At 59.8% G+C, this 18,053-nt stretch carries 17 protein-coding genes; 4 read left to right on the top strand and 13 right to left on the bottom strand.

The window, feature by feature from the left end; genetic code table 11:
• Positions 1–4 precede the first annotated feature (4 nt).
• Genes NKI18_RS06345 through NKI18_RS06335 form a run of 3 tightly spaced genes read right to left on the bottom strand, consistent with a single transcriptional unit; the run spans position 5 to position 2,261 of the window.
• Complete coding sequence (locus NKI18_RS06345) at positions 5–1,537, bottom strand: terminase large subunit domain-containing protein (protein ID WP_353019145.1); 1,533 nt, start codon at positions 1,535–1,537, stop codon at positions 5–7.
• An 11-nt stretch (positions 1,538–1,548) separates the two neighbouring features.
• The gene (locus tag NKI18_RS06340) at positions 1,549–1,956 is read right to left on the bottom strand and encodes a hypothetical protein (protein WP_353019143.1); all 408 of its coding nucleotides are present in this window, start codon (positions 1,954–1,956) and stop codon (positions 1,549–1,551) included.
• Positions 1,953–2,261, bottom strand: coding sequence for a hypothetical protein (locus NKI18_RS06335; protein ID WP_353019141.1), 309 nt, complete (start codon positions 2,259–2,261; stop codon positions 1,953–1,955). The genes NKI18_RS06340 and NKI18_RS06335 overlap by 4 nt, the downstream gene beginning before the upstream one ends.
• A 223-nt stretch (positions 2,262–2,484) precedes the next feature.
• On the opposite strand from NKI18_RS06335, the gene NKI18_RS06330 reads away from it, so the two are divergent.
• On the top strand, positions 2,485–4,059 hold the full coding sequence (locus tag NKI18_RS06330) for a P-loop ATPase, Sll1717 family (RefSeq protein ID WP_353019139.1): 1,575 nt from the start codon (positions 2,485–2,487) through the stop codon (positions 4,057–4,059).
• Between the two features lie 104 nt (positions 4,060–4,163).
• Here NKI18_RS06330 and NKI18_RS06325 read toward each other — a convergent pair whose 3' ends face one another.
• The 7 genes from NKI18_RS06325 to NKI18_RS06295 all read right to left on the bottom strand — a co-directional run bounded on the left by NKI18_RS06325 (position 4,164) and on the right by NKI18_RS06295 (position 9,967).
• Positions 4,164–4,310, bottom strand: coding sequence for a hypothetical protein (locus NKI18_RS06325; RefSeq protein ID WP_353019137.1), 147 nt, complete (start codon positions 4,308–4,310; stop codon positions 4,164–4,166).
• A gap of 495 nt (positions 4,311–4,805) precedes the next feature.
• Complete coding sequence (locus tag NKI18_RS06320; RefSeq protein ID WP_353019135.1) at positions 4,806–6,860, bottom strand: AAA family ATPase; 2,055 nt, start codon at positions 6,858–6,860, stop codon at positions 4,806–4,808.
• Positions 6,857–7,228, bottom strand: coding sequence for a hypothetical protein (locus NKI18_RS06315; RefSeq protein ID WP_353019133.1), 372 nt, complete (start codon positions 7,226–7,228; stop codon positions 6,857–6,859). Before NKI18_RS06315 ends, NKI18_RS06320 begins: the two co-directional genes overlap by 4 nt.
• Positions 7,228–7,536: a hypothetical protein gene (locus tag NKI18_RS06310; RefSeq protein ID WP_353019130.1), complete on the bottom strand. Its 309-nt coding sequence runs from the start codon at positions 7,534–7,536 to the stop codon at positions 7,228–7,230. The genes NKI18_RS06315 and NKI18_RS06310 overlap by 1 nt, the downstream gene beginning before the upstream one ends.
• Before the next feature lie 78 nt (positions 7,537–7,614).
• Complete coding sequence (locus tag NKI18_RS06305) at positions 7,615–8,028, bottom strand: hypothetical protein (protein WP_353019127.1); 414 nt, start codon at positions 8,026–8,028, stop codon at positions 7,615–7,617.
• The gene (locus NKI18_RS06300) at positions 8,025–9,335 is read right to left on the bottom strand and encodes a tyrosine-type recombinase/integrase (protein WP_353019124.1); all 1,311 of its coding nucleotides are present in this window, start codon (positions 9,333–9,335) and stop codon (positions 8,025–8,027) included. Before NKI18_RS06300 ends, NKI18_RS06305 begins: the two co-directional genes overlap by 4 nt.
• A gap of 335 nt (positions 9,336–9,670) precedes the next feature.
• Positions 9,671–9,967 carry a DUF982 domain-containing protein gene (locus NKI18_RS06295; protein ID WP_023678889.1) on the bottom strand — a complete coding sequence of 99 codons (297 nt, stop codon included), beginning with the start codon at positions 9,965–9,967 and terminating at the stop codon, positions 9,671–9,673.
• A 298-nt stretch (positions 9,968–10,265) separates the two neighbouring features.
• Here NKI18_RS06295 and map point away from each other — a divergent pair, with 298 nt between their 5' ends.
• Together map and radC are read left to right on the top strand one after the other, a co-directional pair.
• Entirely contained in the window at positions 10,266–11,093 is an 828-nt protein-coding gene (map, locus tag NKI18_RS06290; protein WP_352620504.1) for a type I methionyl aminopeptidase, read from the top strand.
• A 52-nt stretch (positions 11,094–11,145) separates the two neighbouring features.
• Positions 11,146–11,892: a RadC family protein gene (gene radC, locus NKI18_RS06285; RefSeq protein ID WP_023678891.1), complete on the top strand. Its 747-nt coding sequence runs from the start codon at positions 11,146–11,148 to the stop codon at positions 11,890–11,892.
• An 88-nt stretch (positions 11,893–11,980) separates the two neighbouring features.
• On the opposite strand, the gene NKI18_RS06280 is transcribed toward radC, so the two are convergent.
• The 3 genes from NKI18_RS06280 to NKI18_RS06270 form a co-directional block, all read right to left on the bottom strand.
• Positions 11,981–14,560 carry a bifunctional diguanylate cyclase/phosphodiesterase gene (locus tag NKI18_RS06280; RefSeq protein WP_352620541.1) on the bottom strand — a complete coding sequence of 860 codons (2,580 nt, stop codon included), beginning with the start codon at positions 14,558–14,560 and terminating at the stop codon, positions 11,981–11,983.
• 350 nt (positions 14,561–14,910) lie between these two features.
• Positions 14,911–15,777: a class I SAM-dependent methyltransferase gene (locus NKI18_RS06275; RefSeq protein ID WP_023678894.1), complete on the bottom strand. Its 867-nt coding sequence runs from the start codon at positions 15,775–15,777 to the stop codon at positions 14,911–14,913.
• A gap of 236 nt (positions 15,778–16,013) precedes the next feature.
• Complete coding sequence (locus tag NKI18_RS06270) at positions 16,014–17,108, bottom strand: glycosyltransferase family 4 protein (protein WP_352451365.1); 1,095 nt, start codon at positions 17,106–17,108, stop codon at positions 16,014–16,016.
• A 493-nt stretch (positions 17,109–17,601) separates the two neighbouring features.
• On the opposite strand from NKI18_RS06270, the gene NKI18_RS06265 reads away from it, so the two are divergent.
• On the top strand, positions 17,602–17,958 hold the full coding sequence (locus tag NKI18_RS06265) for an SPW repeat protein (protein ID WP_023678896.1): 357 nt from the start codon (positions 17,602–17,604) through the stop codon (positions 17,956–17,958).
• The last annotated feature ends 95 nt before the right edge of the window (positions 17,959–18,053 follow it).

Below are 18,053 nucleotides of genomic sequence, written 5' to 3'. Positions count from 1 at the left end.
TCTCCTAGTTTACGTGAAGCCTGAGTGGCAGCTGCTGCTTGGCGACGATGGGCTTGCCGTCCACGGCGCTGATGCCCGGCCCGCGATGCCACGCCCGAGCCGGGGCCTTGTCTGTCTTCCATGTGACGACACCGCCGTAGCCGAAGGTTCCTGCCGCGCCGCGTGGGCGGGTGGCGACACCCAGCGCGCCGACGAGCGCACCGGCAACGGCGTTGGCAACGTCGTCGTGCGCGCCGGGCGCGTGGTCGACGATGTCTCGGCCTCCCCGGCTGGTTCGACGCTCCAGCCCGACAAGCTGGTTCTCCACCTTTCTCAGGTCGAGCAGCCTTGCCCTGCCGGAGTTCATTGCGGGAACCAGCGACAGGTAGAGATCGGACCGCGTCTTGTCGGCCAGGCGGTAGGTCAGCCCATAGCGCCTGAACAGCTCGCGCGGGAACTCCCCGCCGTAGCGGTCGCCCGTCACCTCGCGCGCGCCGTAGGAGTGGACCAGCTTTGCGAACTCGGCGACAACCGCCTCTGGCGAGAATGGCGGCACGGCCTCCTTAACCGCGTCGAGGATCACGTCGTCGCCCTCGCAGTGGGCAATGGCCAGCGTCATGCTGTCCGAGCTTCCGCCGGAAGGATCGACAAAGGCGAAGTAGCGGCATCTGGGCACCGGACCCCGCTCCCTGATGCCGGGGGAGACGCAGGCGGCCACGGCCTCGCGCGTCAGCAGCATCTCCATGTCGGCGCGGAACTCGGCCATGTACTCGGCGCGGGCCGAGGCCGCATCGCGCTCGGTCGCGTCGTCGACTACCGACTGCGGCACCGACGGGTTCATCTCCCTTGTCGCCGCGCGCCAGACCAGCGGTGCGCCCTCGACTGCCCAGTGGCGGCGGTGGGCGTCCCACAGAGCGCCGCGCCGGGCATACGGGCTGGAGGCGCAGATCAGCATCGCGCCCGGTATCGTGGCCATGCCTGGCCGGATGGCGTCCAGAATGGCATAGTCCGGCTCGGCGCTGTCGTCGGTTCGCCAGAAGGCAATCTCGTCGCACAGCACGGCGGCGAACGTGTAGCCGCGCGTCGAGCGGTGCGATGCCGTGCCGACCTCGATGGTGACGGCGTTGTTCAGGTCGACCGACTCGCTGGTCTGGTTCTGGACCATCGACCGCAGGATGGGGATATGGGTCAGCAGGCCGTCGACGTAGCGCATGATTGTGCGGGCCTGCTTCCTGTCGGCGGCAATCACGAGGATGGTGGCGCGCTCGCCCGGCTGAAGGTGCTGCCGGTACTGACGGAAGCAGGCCAGGTACACGGCCACCAGCGCCATGACGAAGCTCTTGCCGCCGCGTCGGCCAACGACCAGCCAAGCCTCGGACGAGGCGGTCGTGGGCAGTGCCGTTCGGCCGGTGTGCTGCCGGTATAGCGCCGCCTGCTCCTCGTCCATCGGCAGGCCGAACAGGGCGGCGAGGAAGGCGAACCATACCTGCCACGTGGAGCGGTCGCGGAACCACTTCCCGAAGAGGTTCGGGTCGGCTGAGGCAGCCAGGATGCTCATCGGCTGGGTGCTCACTGGCCGGCCCCGCCGCTCATGTACTGATCGATGGTCGGGGTGATGTCTCGCGACCGGCGCTGGAGCCCTGTCATGTCGAGCAGTCGGCGCAGCGTGTTGGCGCCGCGCTGGTACATGTCGAGGTCGGGGTGCGAGATGTGGTTGGGCGCGGCGGTGGCGAAGCGCCGCTCCAGCTTTTCCATCTCGATGGTCAGCACGGAAATGCGGCGGACGACGCTCTTCTCGGCCTCGCTGCATGCGTCGGCACCGCCAAGGTCGGAGATGTGCAGGGCCATGACCTCGCGCACTCGCCGCGCCCAGTAGGTTCGGCCGTCGAGGCCGGGGAGCAGGTTGCGCCCGTTGGTGACGCGGGTGCGCTCGGTCGGTACCGGCATAACGACTGACGAGGGCAGATCATTCCTCACGGCAGCGCATCCGGCTTTGCGGCCTCGTCGATCTCGCTCTCCAGAGTGGCCTCCTCGAAGCCGATGATGCCTGCCCTCTGGCTTCGGGCGAGTCTCTGGATGCCCTCTTCCCGGCTCTGCACGGCCCGAAGGAAGTCGCCGACCGTCATCCCGTCCCGGAAGATGCCCGACCCGACCTTGGACCTGATGCGGATTACATCGGCCGGCGTCACGCCGGACGTCTTGAAGCCTCCGTCGTCCTGCGGCGCAGGCGGGGCCGGTGGGGGTGGCGTCTTACGGGTATAGGCCTGCCTTTTATGACGCATATTTGCTCCGATATTACCCTGTCGGAGCGTATTATAACGTAGCGCGCTATCTAAGCCTATGAAATCGTGGGACTTTTCGGGTTAGCCGGGGACCCACGATACCGCCCTGATACGGTGGCTTCTGTCCCAACGGCACAAAAATAAACCCTTGGGGAAATTAGCCGCGACAGTAGAAAGATCGGCTCAACTGCCCTAGGACTAATGCGGAATGGGGAGCAACAAAGTGAGCCAGTCTCAAAACCGTTTGCCGCTGAAGAAAATCAGCTTTGGCAAAGTTGACGCGCGCTACGAGGTGAATACTCGGGACCCGGCCGATATCCAACATTTCCGCAGCTCCTTCTTAGAACCTGCCGGTATCGCTGTGGACGAATTCAAGAAAGGCAACCAATTTTTCGTCCACGGGGTCAAAGGCGCGGGAAAGACCGCCTTTTTAAGGTATCTTCAGCTTCTTGCGGAGGAGGAGGGTTCATTTACACGGTTTACTTCTTTCGCAACGGAAATTTCCGATAACGAAAGGGATAAAATATACAACCTGTCTGGCATAGAGACTTTTGAACAAGGTGAGATTGAAGAAAAGCGGACAGCAGTTGACGTTTGGCTAATATTTATATTTCGAATATTGGCAAAATTAATCGAAGAGAATCGCTCGGTATTCACCTCACACAAGAATATTACCACTTTCTGCTCGCTAATAAGAAAGTTTTATGATGGGCACGAGGGAAAGAAACTGCTTAATTGGCTGACTGAAACGCTAAAAACTGGAAAATATAAAGTCAAATCCAAGCACCTTGAAGCCGACCTGAAGGGATCTTCTGGGGAAGAAGACAAGGAACTGCCCGTTAGCTACATTATAGAGCAAGCGTTTCGTCTTTTGAAAGAGTTGGGCTGGGAAGGAAGAAAAGGTATATACATATTTTTTGATGAACTAAACATCTCTTTCTCATCTAAGGTTACGCACAAACGCGACATCGTGATTATAAGAGATTTAATTATCGCAATTGATAGAATCAATTCATTTTTCATTGAAGAGCATAAGCCAATCTACGTACTTGCGGCGGTTCGGTCAGAGGTCTTAAACGCGCTGAATGCGCCTACTCACGAGGTCAATAAGATTCTCACTGGTCGAGGGCAGGAATTGCGCTGGTTCGCCAAAACCGCCGGCTCCAATTGGCCCATAGCGCGCCTTTTCGAGAAGAAAGTTCGCGCCTCTGAAAAGATAGAGAAAAGCAAGGAATCTGCCGACGTATTTGATGCCTACTTTCGTAGAGATGTTTTTGGGCTGTCACCGCAGAGTTTCCTAATTGAAGCTACCTGGTGTAACCCGCGTGACGTAGTCCATCTTTTCGGTCATGCAGTGAAATATGCAACTCCGCATGACATGTATTTTGATGGAACAGTTATTTCTCGCGTACTTCCAGAGTACAGCTCGTCTTCATGGCAGGAAAAGGCGGAGGAACTCAGTGTTGAGTATGCCATGCAGGAGATACAGGCTCTCAAGAAGGGTTTGATGAACTTTAGAAGACATTTCAAGGTAAGGCATTTTGAGACTAACTTTAGGATGAGAGCCGAAACTGACGCTACAATGAAGATGATGTTGACGAAATTTGACTTGAACAAGATTATGGAGGATCTTTTTAGAATCGGTGTACTTGGCCAATCGTCGAAGGAACCAGACGAAAAGGGAAATTCGTTTGCCCAGCACTGGGTGTACCGGGGCGACAATACATTCGATCCTATGGCTTGGCTTATAGTTCACAAAGCACTATGGCCAGAGTTGCGGCTTGGTCGGATGGGATGATCCTCGCCATCCACCGGACCGGCCATCTGCGAATGTGCCCCAAGATCGATGGCGGAGATGGAAGGCAGCGCCACGGCGGTCTGTCCGATATTGTTCAGACGTCGTCACACTAGCCGATCCAGATGGCTGATAATGAAGATGATCGCCTGCTGTACGAAGATCGGAATGATTACACGGCGACAGTAATCGGCTGCTACGACCCAGCGTCGCTTCGCCTTCGATATGCGTTTTTGCTTCTTGGGGGTTTTCATCGGCATAGCTCCACATTGTTGTTTCAATGAGAACTTTCGTGCCGATTTCTTATATAGGCGCTCGAATGGCGGGGCCTGCAAGGCCACCCCTAACGGAAATTTAAAGAATCTTGGCACTTCTTTTAAAAATTGTTGGCTAACAAATTGATATTGCTCGATAATTCACGTGAGAAAGGCTTGCCATACGCGTGAATCTTGTGGATAACTCAGAATCAGCCCGAGCAAGAGGCCGCCAGCCGTCGCCGGTTTAACGCCCGCCCTTTTACGCCGCCGACGGTCCGAAGGCGCTGGTAGGGCTGGCAGGCGGCGCCACGGTCCAGCGGCGCGCCGCCTGCGGCGGCCAGCCGCAGGATACCGGGAAGGGGTTAAGGGCTGCGGGCGTTAAGCTTCTTACCGCCTTACCGCCTTTAGCCTCTCCACAAGGGGCTAAAGGCGTTAAAGGGGCTAAAGAAGGTAAGAATATTTGTCCGGAGTAATTCTTACCCCCTTCCGGCCCTAAACAGGAAGCTCCTCCTGCCTCCCCGGCAGAAAGCACCACCAGCGCCCACCGCTTCCGGCTTCCTTCTCTGAAATCACCCCGGTCGCTTTCTTGGCGTTCTTCAGTGTGCCGGTCGATATCCCTTCGTTGGTAGCCGCCGCATCCAGCTCCGCCGAGAGCATCCGGCCGCCCTTCAGGGTTCGCCGCAGAAACGCCTTGGCATCGTCCACGGCCGATGGTCGCCGGCCCAGCTTCGACTGTTCCCGGAAACCGATGGCGGCGTCGGCGCTGATGCTGAGCTGCTCGTCCCACTCGATGGCCGGTGCGAATATTCCGTTGCCGATGTCTTGCGAAACAACCCGAAAGGCCAGCGACTGGTCCGCGCCGTCAGGACCGATGTTGTTCTTCGCCACTGTAAGCAGCCGCCTGCCGGTCTCGGCCTTCTCGACCTTGCCGTCTTCGCCCTCAACCTCGACCATCTCCTTGGTCACGATGCAGGCCAGCCGGGCGGCCGCCACAAATGCGCCGCTTCCGGTCACGCTGCCTATAGCCTCGCGCCCGCCTGCCTTGATCAGATGCGAGACGCAGACCACAGCAACACGGTGTCGCTCGGCAAGCTTCTGGACCGGCGCCAGCACACCGCGAACGTCGGAGTTTCGGTTGCTGTCGATCTTGCCGCCGAGATAGGCCGATATCGGGTCGATGATCACCAGCCGGTAGTCGTCGCGCTGCCCGAGCGTGCGGTCGAGCATGTCCACATCGGTGCTGAGGTCGAAGCCGCGCTCGCCTGTCCTTGTCTTCACAGCATCGAGCACATCGACCATTTCCGCGTCGCCACCGGCAGCAAGATATCGCGGCTTGAGGGTGTCGCTGACGTCGTCCTCAGCCGAAAGGACAAGTGTCCGTCCCTGCTGCGCAAAACCCTCGCCAAAGGGCCACTCGCCGCCTTTGCTCACCGTTGCCGCCAAGAGCATTGTCAGCTGGGACTTGCCAAGACCCGGGTGGCCGGCCAGCAGCGACAGCTTACCTATGGCGAACCTGCCCGGCCACAGCCACTCGACCTGGGTTACTGGAACTTCGGACAGGCGGGTCAGGCGCGGCGCATCTCCGTTCTTGATCGATTTCGGTGGCTGCCCAAGGCGCATTCCGGCAGTGATGTTGCGAAGCCACTGGGCATCGAAGTCAGCATCACTCTTGTCGCGCCTGTGCCATGCCTGTCGGGCGCGATGCTCGGCATTGTCGATATCAACGGGAATCTCAGATGCCCATCGCCCGACATCGCGCGCGACGCCCATCAGCGTGTCGTCGGCCTTGTGGTTTTCAGCATTCTCAAGCCGTTCAAGGGCGATGGCAAACCATGGCTCGAAGTCGCTGGTTTGCACTGTTGCGTGTGCGGCCGTTGACGGACCTGCCGTGAATAGGTTGGACAGTTGGCTGGCCGTTATCGCGTTCTTGTCGGCCCACGCAATGAACTCGCTGGTGGTCATGATCATGCCACTCTTCTTCACGCAGTACCGGTCGGTCTCGTCGCCGCCGAAGTAGGGCATGTTGAGCCAGCTTGTGCTCGTTGTTGCCTTGTCCTGCGGGCAGCCAGCAACAACCTGCTTGGGGAATATCTCGGTGTCGTCAGGAAGGTCCAGCCGACGAAGGGCACCGCGCAGCGCTCGCTGTATGTCGGCGGCCGGGACAGGCGCGGCCATGAAAAGGAACAGATGTGCACCGCCCGACTTCGACCGACACACACAGAGAGGCAGCCTCTCCCTCTCGACTGCGTCGAAGATTGCCGCCAGATCGGCCTGGCGGTCGTCGTGGTCGATTGCGCCCCAGATGCAGGTGCCGTCGTCCCGCACCGGCGAGACGCCAAGCGACCGCTCGCCGTCGAGATGCTGGCGCCAGAACTCAATGGTCGGTCCAATCGGCACGGTTTTCGCGGTCTTCCTGATTTCAACTTTGCCGCCGTTCGTCGGCTTGTCTGCCGCCGAGTGGTCGTAGGTTCCGGTATGGCTGGATGCGCCGCCCAGTAGCGCTTGCATCACAGCTGCATGAGAGATCGGCATCGTGGCAATATTCATTCTGCCTGCTCCGAATCCCGCCTGACGGTCTCGCATCTCGCGCGAAATAGGCGATAGTTCCACTCGCCGCGCTCGGTCCGGCCGAATGCGACGAACAGCTGCTCCATGCAGTGGGCGTGGAACTTGCGATAGCGGAATGCGTCTCGCAGGGGCATGACCACGTTGCCGTGCCCCACCAGACCTATCTCGCAGATGGCGCGGCGGCCGGTACCTCGCAGCCTAACCGTCTCCACGTCGGGAAGGTCTAGTTCGTGGTCATATGCCGCGTCATGGTAACGCTTCCCGACATCAGGCCGGATGCCAAAAAAGTGCTCGGCCGCACTAAGCCGCGCCGCAGCACGGCCAATGGTCTTCCGATCGCGCGCCATCAGCGCGATCCACCCTGCTGCGCCGCCGTTGCCTTCCGCTTCAGCATTGCAGCGCTGCGCGCGGCGACCTCGGCCGCGCGCCCGGTCGGGTTCTGCATGGCCAGCTTCCACTCGCGCTCGGCCTCCGCGGTAATCAGAACTTTCGACCCCGGCCGAAAGGTCTTCGGCCCTAATCCCTGTGCCATCAGTTTATGAAAAAGCGTGGCGGACATGCTGTTTCTCAGGCAGAACTCGTATATAGTGTATGAACTCTTCTCCAGAAGCGCCATCTTCAGCGCGTCTATCTTTCTATCCATTGCTTCCTGCATAGCCTTGCTCCTGTTTACTCACAGGGGCTAAGATTAACCTGTGCGGTCCGCCGCGTATAAGGGTTAAAAAATCAGGGGTTATTTACCGCTAATGATGTTCTCGACCGCGTCCGCCGAGATCTTGAATCTGGCTGCCACGTTTTCGATTGCTGTAGGTCGCCAGCCGCCTCTTTGCTTGGGCAGCGCGGTCTTCAGTCGGGCTACCTCGTCTCGAACCAGCTTCTTCACGAGGATTGCCCTCAGTTTCTTATTGTCCTCGTATCTCACGCTGCTACGAGGCCTGCCCTTTTGGCCGCCTTCAAGCAGGTCGGCGATGTACTCGCGATCCTGCATCGTCAACGGTATTCCGTTTCGCAGCGCCGCAATGTGGAGTTCCCGATCTTTTAGTAGTGGTGAAAGGCTTTCTATGTGGGACGGCGCTTCGGCCGGGAGGCACCGGGCTTCCATCAAATATCCATCTTGAACATAAGTCGCGGGAGGTTTTTTGCTCACGACGCCCCCTTCTGCGGCTCGCTGATGGAAACCACATTAGTTTCGGTAGTCAGGCCGAAGCGCGGAGCATAGCTGCGGATCATTTCGTCGCGATAATCTTCGGTCAAATGGCCGTAATGCTTCTCCACCATCCGGGTGTCGGCATGGCCTAGGTTCTCTGCCACCATCATCAAGGGCATGCCAGCCATTACCGCCAGCGAGGCCCATGTGTGCCTCAACTGGTGGAAGCCCACGGCCGGCACGATCTTCGCAGCCACGCATGCCGCAAGCATGGGCCGCGCCTGATGCGACTTGCCCCACCCCTCCCCGTCGGCCCGGCGAAACACAAGCTGGTCGCCGGGCCTGCCGGCAGCGAGCGCCTGGAAGAATGCTGTGCCTTCCTCTGTCAGTCTTACGTCGCGCGGCTTGCCGCTCTTCGACTCCCTCACTGCTAGCCGCCCTCGACCGATGTCAGCCACCGTCAGCCGGCAAAGTTCCCCGTATCGGCAGCCGGTCATAAGCGCTGCCTTGACCAGATCGCGAAAGCCTGACTCGGCGCCGGCAGCGTTGATGAGGCGCTGCGCCTCGGCGACCGAAAGATGTCCGGGCCGCGAAACGTCGACCATACCGAACGGCTCAAGCAAGCGCCACGCGCGGTCGTCTATGTCGGAATGCCTGCGGCACACTCGGTTCAACGCCGCCTTCAAAATAGTGACGGTGCGATTGACGGTGGCGCGGCGTGCTCGCAGCTCGTCCGGTGTTGCCGGCGCAGCGCGGTACCGCTGTTCCTTTCCCGGTCGGGTTCGCAGCCGCGCCGGGGCGGCTGCGAGCCGGTCGCGCCAGGCCTCAAGCCTCGCCAGCGTGAGGTCAACGACCTTCAAAGAGCCCAGCTCGGGCAGAATGAAAACTCGCGCCCGGCGCTCGGCCTCCTCGCCGGTCTTACGCTCGGCTCTAAGAAATCTGATGTAGTCCTCGACGGCCTCTGCAACGGTGACGGACGAAGCAACCACCTGTGGGGCAGTCGCCTGCGCGGCCGCAGCATGGGCGGCGCGCTGCGCATCGGCGAACGAAAGAACACCCTTGCCGTCACCGTCCTGATAGTCGTCCGCGAGACCGAGGCTATTTTTCAGGTAGCCGCTTCTTGTGTCGGCAGTCTTGCCCACATAGCGCCGCGCCATCCACACGCCCGGCATTCCGGGCTTTCGCCTGCGGTAGCCCAAATGGAGCTTTCCAGGCACCAGTGTGCGCCAGTGAACGGTCTCGCCGCTGGATAGCCGCTCGCGCGCCGTTCTGGTCTCCAACTTGGCATCTCTTACTGTCTTTGCCATCAAAATCCCCTGTGTCCGCCCACCGATCCGGGCTAACATAGGGTAATATGCGGGGCAAGCATGCGCTAGGCCCTGCGGGACCGCGCAAGAAAATAATTAAGTCTTTTCATTACGATGCTTGGTCCGGCGCATTCCCGGGCGGTCCCGTAGCACCTCCGGACTGGCCCCTTTCACGGCGGTAACAGGGGTTCGATTCCCCTTGGGCGTACCAGCATTTCAACTTGGCATATATCTATCGCCAGCGTGATGCTGCGCAAGCTTTGCTGGACCCGCCACTCTGATAGAGATGTCGGCAAGAAGAGGCGAAGACGACTGAGGACTACGTCGAAGGCTGTCTACGCCCGCAGTCCCCTCGCCTCGCCGCCGCGCTTGCGCGGAACCATCATGTCCCTGGCAAGCAGGCCGCTCACCCGGCAAAAGGCCATGAAGGCCCGCCATGCGTCTTCGGTCTCGACGATGTCCACCGTGGCGCCAAAACAGGCATTGAACGCGGCCTGGTAGGTTGGTCCCTTCCGGCGAACCGGCCACGTTTGCAGGAAATCGAGCGCCTGCTCGACACTGTAGATTTCCTCGACCGGCTGGCCGGGCACAGGCGCGATCCGCACCGGCACCTCGAATTGCAGTCTGTCCATTCGATCTCTCCCGAACCGACCCCCGCAGCAGCGCCGTTCGTCGCAAAAAATTGCCGTGGCGGCTAACGCTTGGGCCGACTTCTCGCCTAGAAATGTGTCGTCACTGCGGTAGTCAGATGAACCCGGCGGAAGCATGAGCCGCTGCAGGCAAGGAGAATGCTCCCTGGGCATGAATATCGCCGGTCTTCGGCCGTCGCCGGCAGTTCGTCCTTGAACCTTGCGCTTTCCAGTGCCAAATCTGGGAGGATTTCTCTCGCGGGGCTCATCCAGGCCTCGCATCCCTGCAAGACGGACAAAAATGGTCACCTATCTCGACGCCGCCACGGCACCGCTCAGAAACACCGGCCAGATCCGTCTTTACGACGAGGAAGGTTTTGTCGGCATGCGCAAGGCTTGCGATCTCACCGCGCGCTGCCTCGACGAACTGGTACCGATGGTGGCGCCCGGCGTCACCACTGAAGCGATTGATCGCTTCGTCTTCGAGTTCGGGATGGACCATGGCGCGCTTCCGGCGACGCTCAACTACCGTGGCTACACGAAATCATCCTGCACCTCGATCAACCACGTCGTCTGTCACGGCATACCCGACAGCAAGCCGTTGAAGGATGGCGACATCGTCAATATCGACGTCACCTATATCCTCGACGGCTGGCATGGCGACTCCTCGCGCATGTATCCGGTGGGTATGATCAAGCGTGCCGCGGAGCGGCTGCTCGAAGTCACGTATGAGTGCCTGATGCGCGGCATCGCGGCAATCAAGCCGGGCGCCCGAACCGGCGCCATTGGCGCCGCCATCCAGACCTATGCCGAAGCCGAGCGTTGCTCGGTGGTGCGCGATTTCTGCGGCCACGGGGTTGGCCGGCTGTTTCACGACGCGCCGAATATCCTGCATTACGGCAGCGCCAGCGAAGGCGTCGAGATGCGGCCGGGCATGATCTTCACCGTCGAGCCGATGATCAATCTCGGCCGGCCGCATGTGAAAGTGCTGTCGGACGGCTGGACCGCGGTGACGCGCGACCGTTCGCTGTCGGCGCAGTACGAGCACACGATCGGCGTCACCGAGACCGGCTGCGAGATCTTCACGCTGTCGCCAAAAAACCTCGACCGCCCCGGCCTGCGGGCCTAGTGTCTGGCAGATCGGGCGTTACCTTGCCCGTCAAATGCTGGGTGGGGCAGCCATGAACGGTGACGACGACGAGCGGGCCTTCTTTCCCGAAAGGCCAGTGCGATCGCCCGCGAAGGCGGTGGCCGCCGACAAGCCGCATTATCTCGGCCATCGCGACCGCCTGCGCGAGCGCTTCGCCGCCGGTACCAACACCCTCCCCGACTACGAACTGCTCGAGCTTTTATTGTTTCGGCTGATCCCGCGCGCCGACACCAAGCCTGTCGCCAAGGCATTGCTGGCACGCTTCGGTACATTGGCCGAGGTCCTCGGTGCGCCCGTCGAGCGCCTGCAGGAGGTGAAGGGCATCGGCCCGGCGGTGGCGCTCGACCTCAAGGTGGTTGCGGCAACGGCGCAGCGCATGGCGCGCGGCGAGATCGCCGGCCGCGAGCTGTTGTCGACCTGGACGCAGGTTCTCGAATACTGCCGGTCGGTGATGGCCTTCGAGGAGCGCGAGCAGTTCCGCATCCTGTTCCTCGACAAGAAAAACGCGCTGATCGCCGACGAAGTCCAGCAGGTCGGCACCGTCGACCACACACCGGTCTATCCGCGCGAGGTGGTCAGGCGCGCCTTGGAGCTCTCCGCCACGGCGATCATTCTGGCGCATAACCATCCGTCGGGAGACCCGACGCCGTCGCGCGCCGACATCGAGATGACCAAGCTGATCATAGAGACGGCCAAACCGCTTGGCATTGCCGTTCACGACCACATCATCATCGGCAGGAAAGGCCACTCCAGCATGAAGGGCCTGCTGCTGATCTGAGGTTTGGCGTTGTTTTCAGCTTTGTCCGCTGTGCGCCTATGGACCGCAACGTGAAGGCGGTCGGCTCGATAAACTCTGGCGCCGAGGCTCAGCTGGCCGTGCGCAGGCGTCGCGATCGGACAAAGGTCTTAAGTCCCTCGGAATCGAACGCGTGGCCGAAGGCATAACCCTGCAATATGTCGCAGCCCAGGCCCTTGAGTAGCCGTGCATGCTGCATCGTCTCGACGCCTTCCGCCACGACCTCGATACCCAGCGACTTGCCGATTTCAATGATCGACGAGACAACCTGCCTTCTCTGCGGAGATTTGACGATTGGGGTGACGAGCTGCCGATCTATCTTCAGCCGGCGCGGCTGCAACTTCAGCAAACTGACCATCGAAGCGTAGCCGGTACCAAAATCGTCTATTTCGACGTCAATCCCCAGCTCTTTTATCTGCTCGATATTCCAGGTGACAAGGTCGTCGTTCTCGTCCAGGAAAATCGACTCAACAAGCTCGAACGAAACTGTTCCTTTCTTGATATTTTGTTCTCGCAGGCTCTTGATGAGCTCCTCGTCTTGAAGGCGCCTGGCCGAGACATTGACCGACACCCGCGGAATGTTAAGTTTTGCAGCGGACCACTCTTCGAAATCCGAAAGCGATTGCTTCAATATGGCTTGGTCGATGATCGAGACGACGTTCAGTTCTTCTGCAATCCTCAGGAAGATGTCGGGCGCCAAAATACCCTTTATTGGATGTTTCCACCTCGCCAGCGCCTCAACTCCAACGATTTCGAGCGTCTTTGCGTCAAATTGGGGCTGGTAGAAGGGGATGAACTCGTTGCGCTCGAGGCCGCCGAGAATTTCGTCGGCAATCCGCTTAGTATCGACGATTTCGCTTTGCATCGCGTCGGTGAAGAATTCGTATCGATTGCGGCCCCGCCCCTTTGCTCGGTAAAGCGCGATATCGGCGTTCACCAGCAGGTGTTTGGCTTCGACATCTTTTGCGTTATCGACAGCGATTCCCACGCTGACACCAAAACGGCATCGATGACCCTGATAGTAGACGGGTTCGCGCATCTGGCTGATGATGCGGTCGGCGAGCAGCGCCAGTTGCTTGGTATCGTCGCGCACCACGCACAGAACGATGAATTCGTCTCCCCCGATACGGGCGACGAATCCCTCGTCGCCGACCTTCGACCTGAGCACGGTTGACGCGTGAACCAACATCGCGTCACCGGCGGCGTGACCCAGCGTATCGTTGATGTGCTTGAACCGATCCAGATCTATGTGAAGCAGTGCCGCGTGCCCGCCTGAGCGCCTGGCGTTTGCCGCGTAATGTTCCAGTACCTGGTCGAGGTAACGCCGGTTGGGCAAGCCGGTCAGCGAATCATGAAGCGCGATGTGCTCTATGCGCGCTTTGGCCGACTCGAGTTCTGCATTTTTCGACTCGGACAGCTGTTTTGCACGAACCAGATCCTTGTTCAGCAGGACGTCGGCAGTCACGTCCCATTCCGCGCCGATCATTTTTGGGGTGTCGTTTGCGACCCGGTAAAGGATCGCCTTGGACCGGACATGACGGATCTCGCCATCCTGACGCACAATCCGGTACTCCGATAAATATGGTCGTCCGCTGGCCACCGCCCTGTCGAAGTCCGCGTTGGCGCCAGCCAAATCATCTGGGTGGATTGCTCCCGCCCAGTCTGGGTAGCCCCGGTGCTCGCCGGTTGGTTTGCCATATATTTCGTTGACGCGATCATCCCACGTAAGCTCGTTGGTCGCGAGATCGTGTTCCCAAACCCCAATAGCCGAAGCTTCCAGAGCGAGTTCAAGGCGTCGTGACAATCGGCGCAATTCCGCATAATTGCGCTGTCTTTCGCCAATCAGGCGGCCTGTGACCAGGAAAGGGAACACAACCAAGGCTCCGGCCGTCGCCATGATCGCGCGCAACAACCATGCGTTGCTTGGCGTCGAAGGCCAGCCATTTTTGGGAATGGCCGCGAGCTGCCACGAGCCGGAAGGAAGCAAAACGTCAGCCGTCACCGGATCTCTTTTGCTGATCTCCTCATTGCCGTAGAATTGACCACCTTGGTGACCGAGGGCGTCCCTGCCGATCAGCGCTACGTCGATCCCGAGATCGTCGTCAAGCAAGCCGCTCGCTCTGTAAAGGCGCTGCACGTCGACAACGGCGGAAATGATACCCCAGAACCTTTCCGTATTGCCAGCGCTCGGCACGAAGACCGGAAAGCGGCCGATGAAGCCTTGTCCTCCCTGTTTCAGGTCGACGGGACCGGCAAGCACCAGCTTGCGTTCGTCTCGCGCCCTTAGCGCAGCCGCACGCTGCCGCTCGTTCTTGCGGTAGTCCAGACCCATCGCCTGCTCGTTACCCTCCATCGGATACATAAGGGAAACGACCAGATCGGGCGCGCCGGCAATATCGTTCAATTGCGAGTCGGCGCCAAACAGATTGCTCGCGAGCGAGGCGAAGCGTTGCTGTCCCATATAGGGCTCGGTCACGACCGCGGCGACCAGTCCACGCACGAGCTGGAGGTTTCCATTGATATTGCCTTCGAGCTTGGCGCGGATGAGATTGACCTTGGTCAGCACGTCCGCACGGACGGCCTGGTCCGAGACGATTTTGTTCTGGTGCTCCGCGAACGCTGCGCTGACAAGGATGACGACAAACGCGATCGCCGCCGGAATATTTGCCGACGAAAAGACGGCCTCCTTGATGCCGTTGAACCTAGCGCGGAAAAAAGCCAATAGGCGATTCCTCAAGTGCCATTTTCAGGTTCTCGGGGTCGACCCGATGAGGAACATTAGCTTTCAATGTTTAATTTGACCTTCATACTCCTGAGAAATTTCATTTTCCGACGGCTGACGCCGGCTGCGATACCGACAGCGATGCTGAAGACGGGCTGCACGATGCGGACCAACATGAAACGCCAGCTAGATCAGCCTTGCTCGGAAGATCGAGGCGCACGAGCGCCATTGCACATTTCGACGCTCCGACCCGAGTACGTCAGAGCATTGACCTTGGACTAGTGGCCCTCAATCGCCTTGGGAGACACAAGGTATGGTATCTTGCCGACGCTGCGCTTCGTCGCGCCAATGGAATAAGCCATCGGTATCTTGGGAGAGTTCTCGGGTAGGCCGTACATATCCTTGCCGGCCCGCACGGCAAATGAAAAGTGCTGCCACGAAACCGTGTCATGCTCATTGAGAAAATCGAGCGTCAGACCAGCTGAAATTAGCGCATTCACCACGTCACTGATCGGGTGGATCCACTCATAATAGCGAGGATGCTTCAAGATGCGGTCATCGCCGGTGTAGGTCAGTTCCTCGTTCCAGGCGAGCGGCCGAGCTATCGGCGTTCGCCAGTCGTGCTTCAATTCCAGGGCCGCGGCCTTTCGATCGCACTGAAACATCAATGGATGGCCCTCGGCCATGTAGAGGCGGCCGCCGGGTCGCAGGAGATCGGCAACCACCCGCGCCCAACGGAACACGTCGTCCAGCCAGTTTACCGAGCCCCAAGTAACGTAAGCGATGTCAAAGGTCCGGCCGAGCGCTTCCACCGCCTCGAACAGTGGCGCTTCCACGAAGCGCACGTCGGTGCCTGCCTTCGCAGCAAAATCCCGCGCCGCCACGATCGCCGTCGGTGAAAAGTCGAGCCCGGTCACGCTGCCTGCGCCGAGATTCTTCAGGCTGATCGTGTCAAGACCGATGTGACACTGCAGGTGGACGATATCCTTGCCGGCGATATCGCCGAGCTCGCGTGTTTCCAGCTCATAGAGATTGGATCCGCCGGCCAGCACATTCTCGATGTGGTAGCTGCCCGTTGTGTCGGTCGAGTGCAGTTCGGCCCGATCATCCCAATTAAGGCGGTTCGCGCCCAGAAAGCGTTCCAAATTCCCCCCACCCCTGACTGACGCATGGTAAACAAGTCGTTAAAGCACCTTTGCAGCGAAAGTAGCGCGCGTCAATCCGGACCGGCGGCAGTGCGCCGCCGCTCGCGAAAGCATCAGCCCCGGGAAGGCTTGCTGCTGATCAAAAGCTTCTGGCGCGGTCGCCGCGCCCGGCGACAAGACCCCGCAGGCGCTCCCGGACTCCGCCGTCGTGGTCTGTATGTGGATTAGTCGGTTCCTCAGCCCGGCACAGCCACCATCGCGATATTTCTGGAGAGCTCGTTTGTGGGGGCAACTGCGTCTGCCGTGCCGCTCGTGAGTGCTCGGTAGAGTGCCACATAATCGCTGCACATGCGCTCGACCGTGAACCGCTTCTCGAACGTCTGCCGCACTCGTGCGCGATCGAGGCTGTCTATGCGCCGGAGCGCGCCCACGGCTTCCTCCACCGTATCCACGATCCATCCGGACACACCGTCATCGATGATCTCCGGGACGGCGCCACGCCGGAACGCAACCACCGGCGTACCGCAGGCCATTGCTTCGATCGTTACGAGCCCGAAGGGTTCCGGCCAGTCGATCGGAAACAAAAGCGCTATCGCATTGCCCAGAAAATCCGCCTTTTGCCGCTCATCGATCTCGCCAATGAACTCCACGTTCGAATGCCGCAGCACTTGCGGCTCGACCCTTTCCTTCCAGAACGACTGGTCCACCTTGTCGATCTTGGCGGCGATCTTCAGGGGAAACCCGGCCCGCGCTGCTATTTCTATGGCCGCTTCCGGCCCCTTTTCCGGCGAGATGCGACCGAGAAACGCAAGATAGCCAGAGGTGTTCGGGTGGAATGGTAGAAGATCGCGGGGCAGGCCGTGATGCACGGTTCCAACCCAATTGACGGGCGGCATGGGCCGGCGCTGGTCGAAGGAGATCGAGACCAGGGGAACGTCGTCGAACATCGCATAAAGCTGCGCCAGATCGGGCAGGTCGAGCCTGCCGTGAAGCGTGGTAACCGTTCGTCTGGCAAAATCCCGAATTATGGGGAAGTGCAGGACATCGACGTGGAAATGTAAAACGTCGAATTCATCGGCTCGCCGGCGCACCCGTTCAAGCATCATAACATGGTGCGGACCACCGTCCTGGACCCTGGGGTTCAGGCGCAGCGCGACGTCGCAACATCGCACCAGCTCGGCTGAGGTACGAGAATCGGCGCTGGCGAACAGCGTCACCTCGTGGCCCTGTCGGACAAGTTCTTCGGTCAGATACGAAACAATTCGCTCGGTTCCACCGTAGGTTCGGGGCGGCACGGATTCGGTTAGCGGTGCGATCTGGGCTATTTTCATTTAGAAATCTTTTCGGCGGCGACCGCCGTCTTTCAAACAAGCTTCGGCGGCAACCAAGACAAGCGAGAGCTTCCAGTTGCGAAGTATTCTATGCAGAGCGTATTTATAGTTGTGCCGTCCGTGCTCCTCCCGTGCAATCAGGTTTCCCTTATTCAACTCCTCTGCATCCAAGAACTGCGATCCATGAGAAATGTTTCACCGGCTCGATAAAAAGACAGAATGAGCTACGCGCCGCCGCCCCGCCGCCCCCTGACAGGCAGCTTTGGATCGCTCGATCACCACCAATTGATCCAGGCGTGCCGGTGCCGAATGGAACATAAAGCCCGGAATTCAGTTAGATAGCTGGATTTGGCTGGAGTACCGCCAGATGCGGAATTCCAGCCGGGCAGGGCACTACCGTGACACGGAGTGAGCGGCTTCGGGCGCATCTCACCGAACTCAGGCACCACCTTGCCGAACTCAGGAGCCATAAACGCTCCTTATGGAGGATGCCATGAACCAGTGGACAAACGCCAGGCTCTGTGACGTAGCCAACCTGATCCTTGGGGCAATTCTGTTCTTCTCTCCCTGGATCTTCGCATTTGCGGCAGGCCCGCAGACGCAGAACGCCCTCGGCAGCGGAATCTTGATCGTCGTGCTTTCGGTTGCCGCCCTCGCAGCATTTGCCGTGTGGGAAGAGTGGGTGAACCTGGTCGTCGGACTGTGGGTTCTCGCATCGCCTTGGGTGCTTGGATTCCAGGCGACCACGGCGATGACCGTGCATGTCGTGATCGGCATTCTGGTCGCCGTGCTGGCGGCGATCGAGCTCTGGATGATGTATCAGAACCCGCCGACCCAGTCCGCCGCCTAACAGGCGCAGCCAGCCAGCGCCCTTTTTTGGGCCTGACGGATCTATCGGTCGTCTGCCGGTCTCTCGGCAACAGCCGCCGGAGGCCGGGCAGGCGG

It is taken from the genome of Mesorhizobium sp. M0800 (assembly GCF_040320095.1).
GTDB lineage: Bacteria > Pseudomonadota > Alphaproteobacteria > Rhizobiales > Rhizobiaceae > Mesorhizobium.
This window is presented reverse-complemented; position numbering and strand designations above follow the sequence as displayed.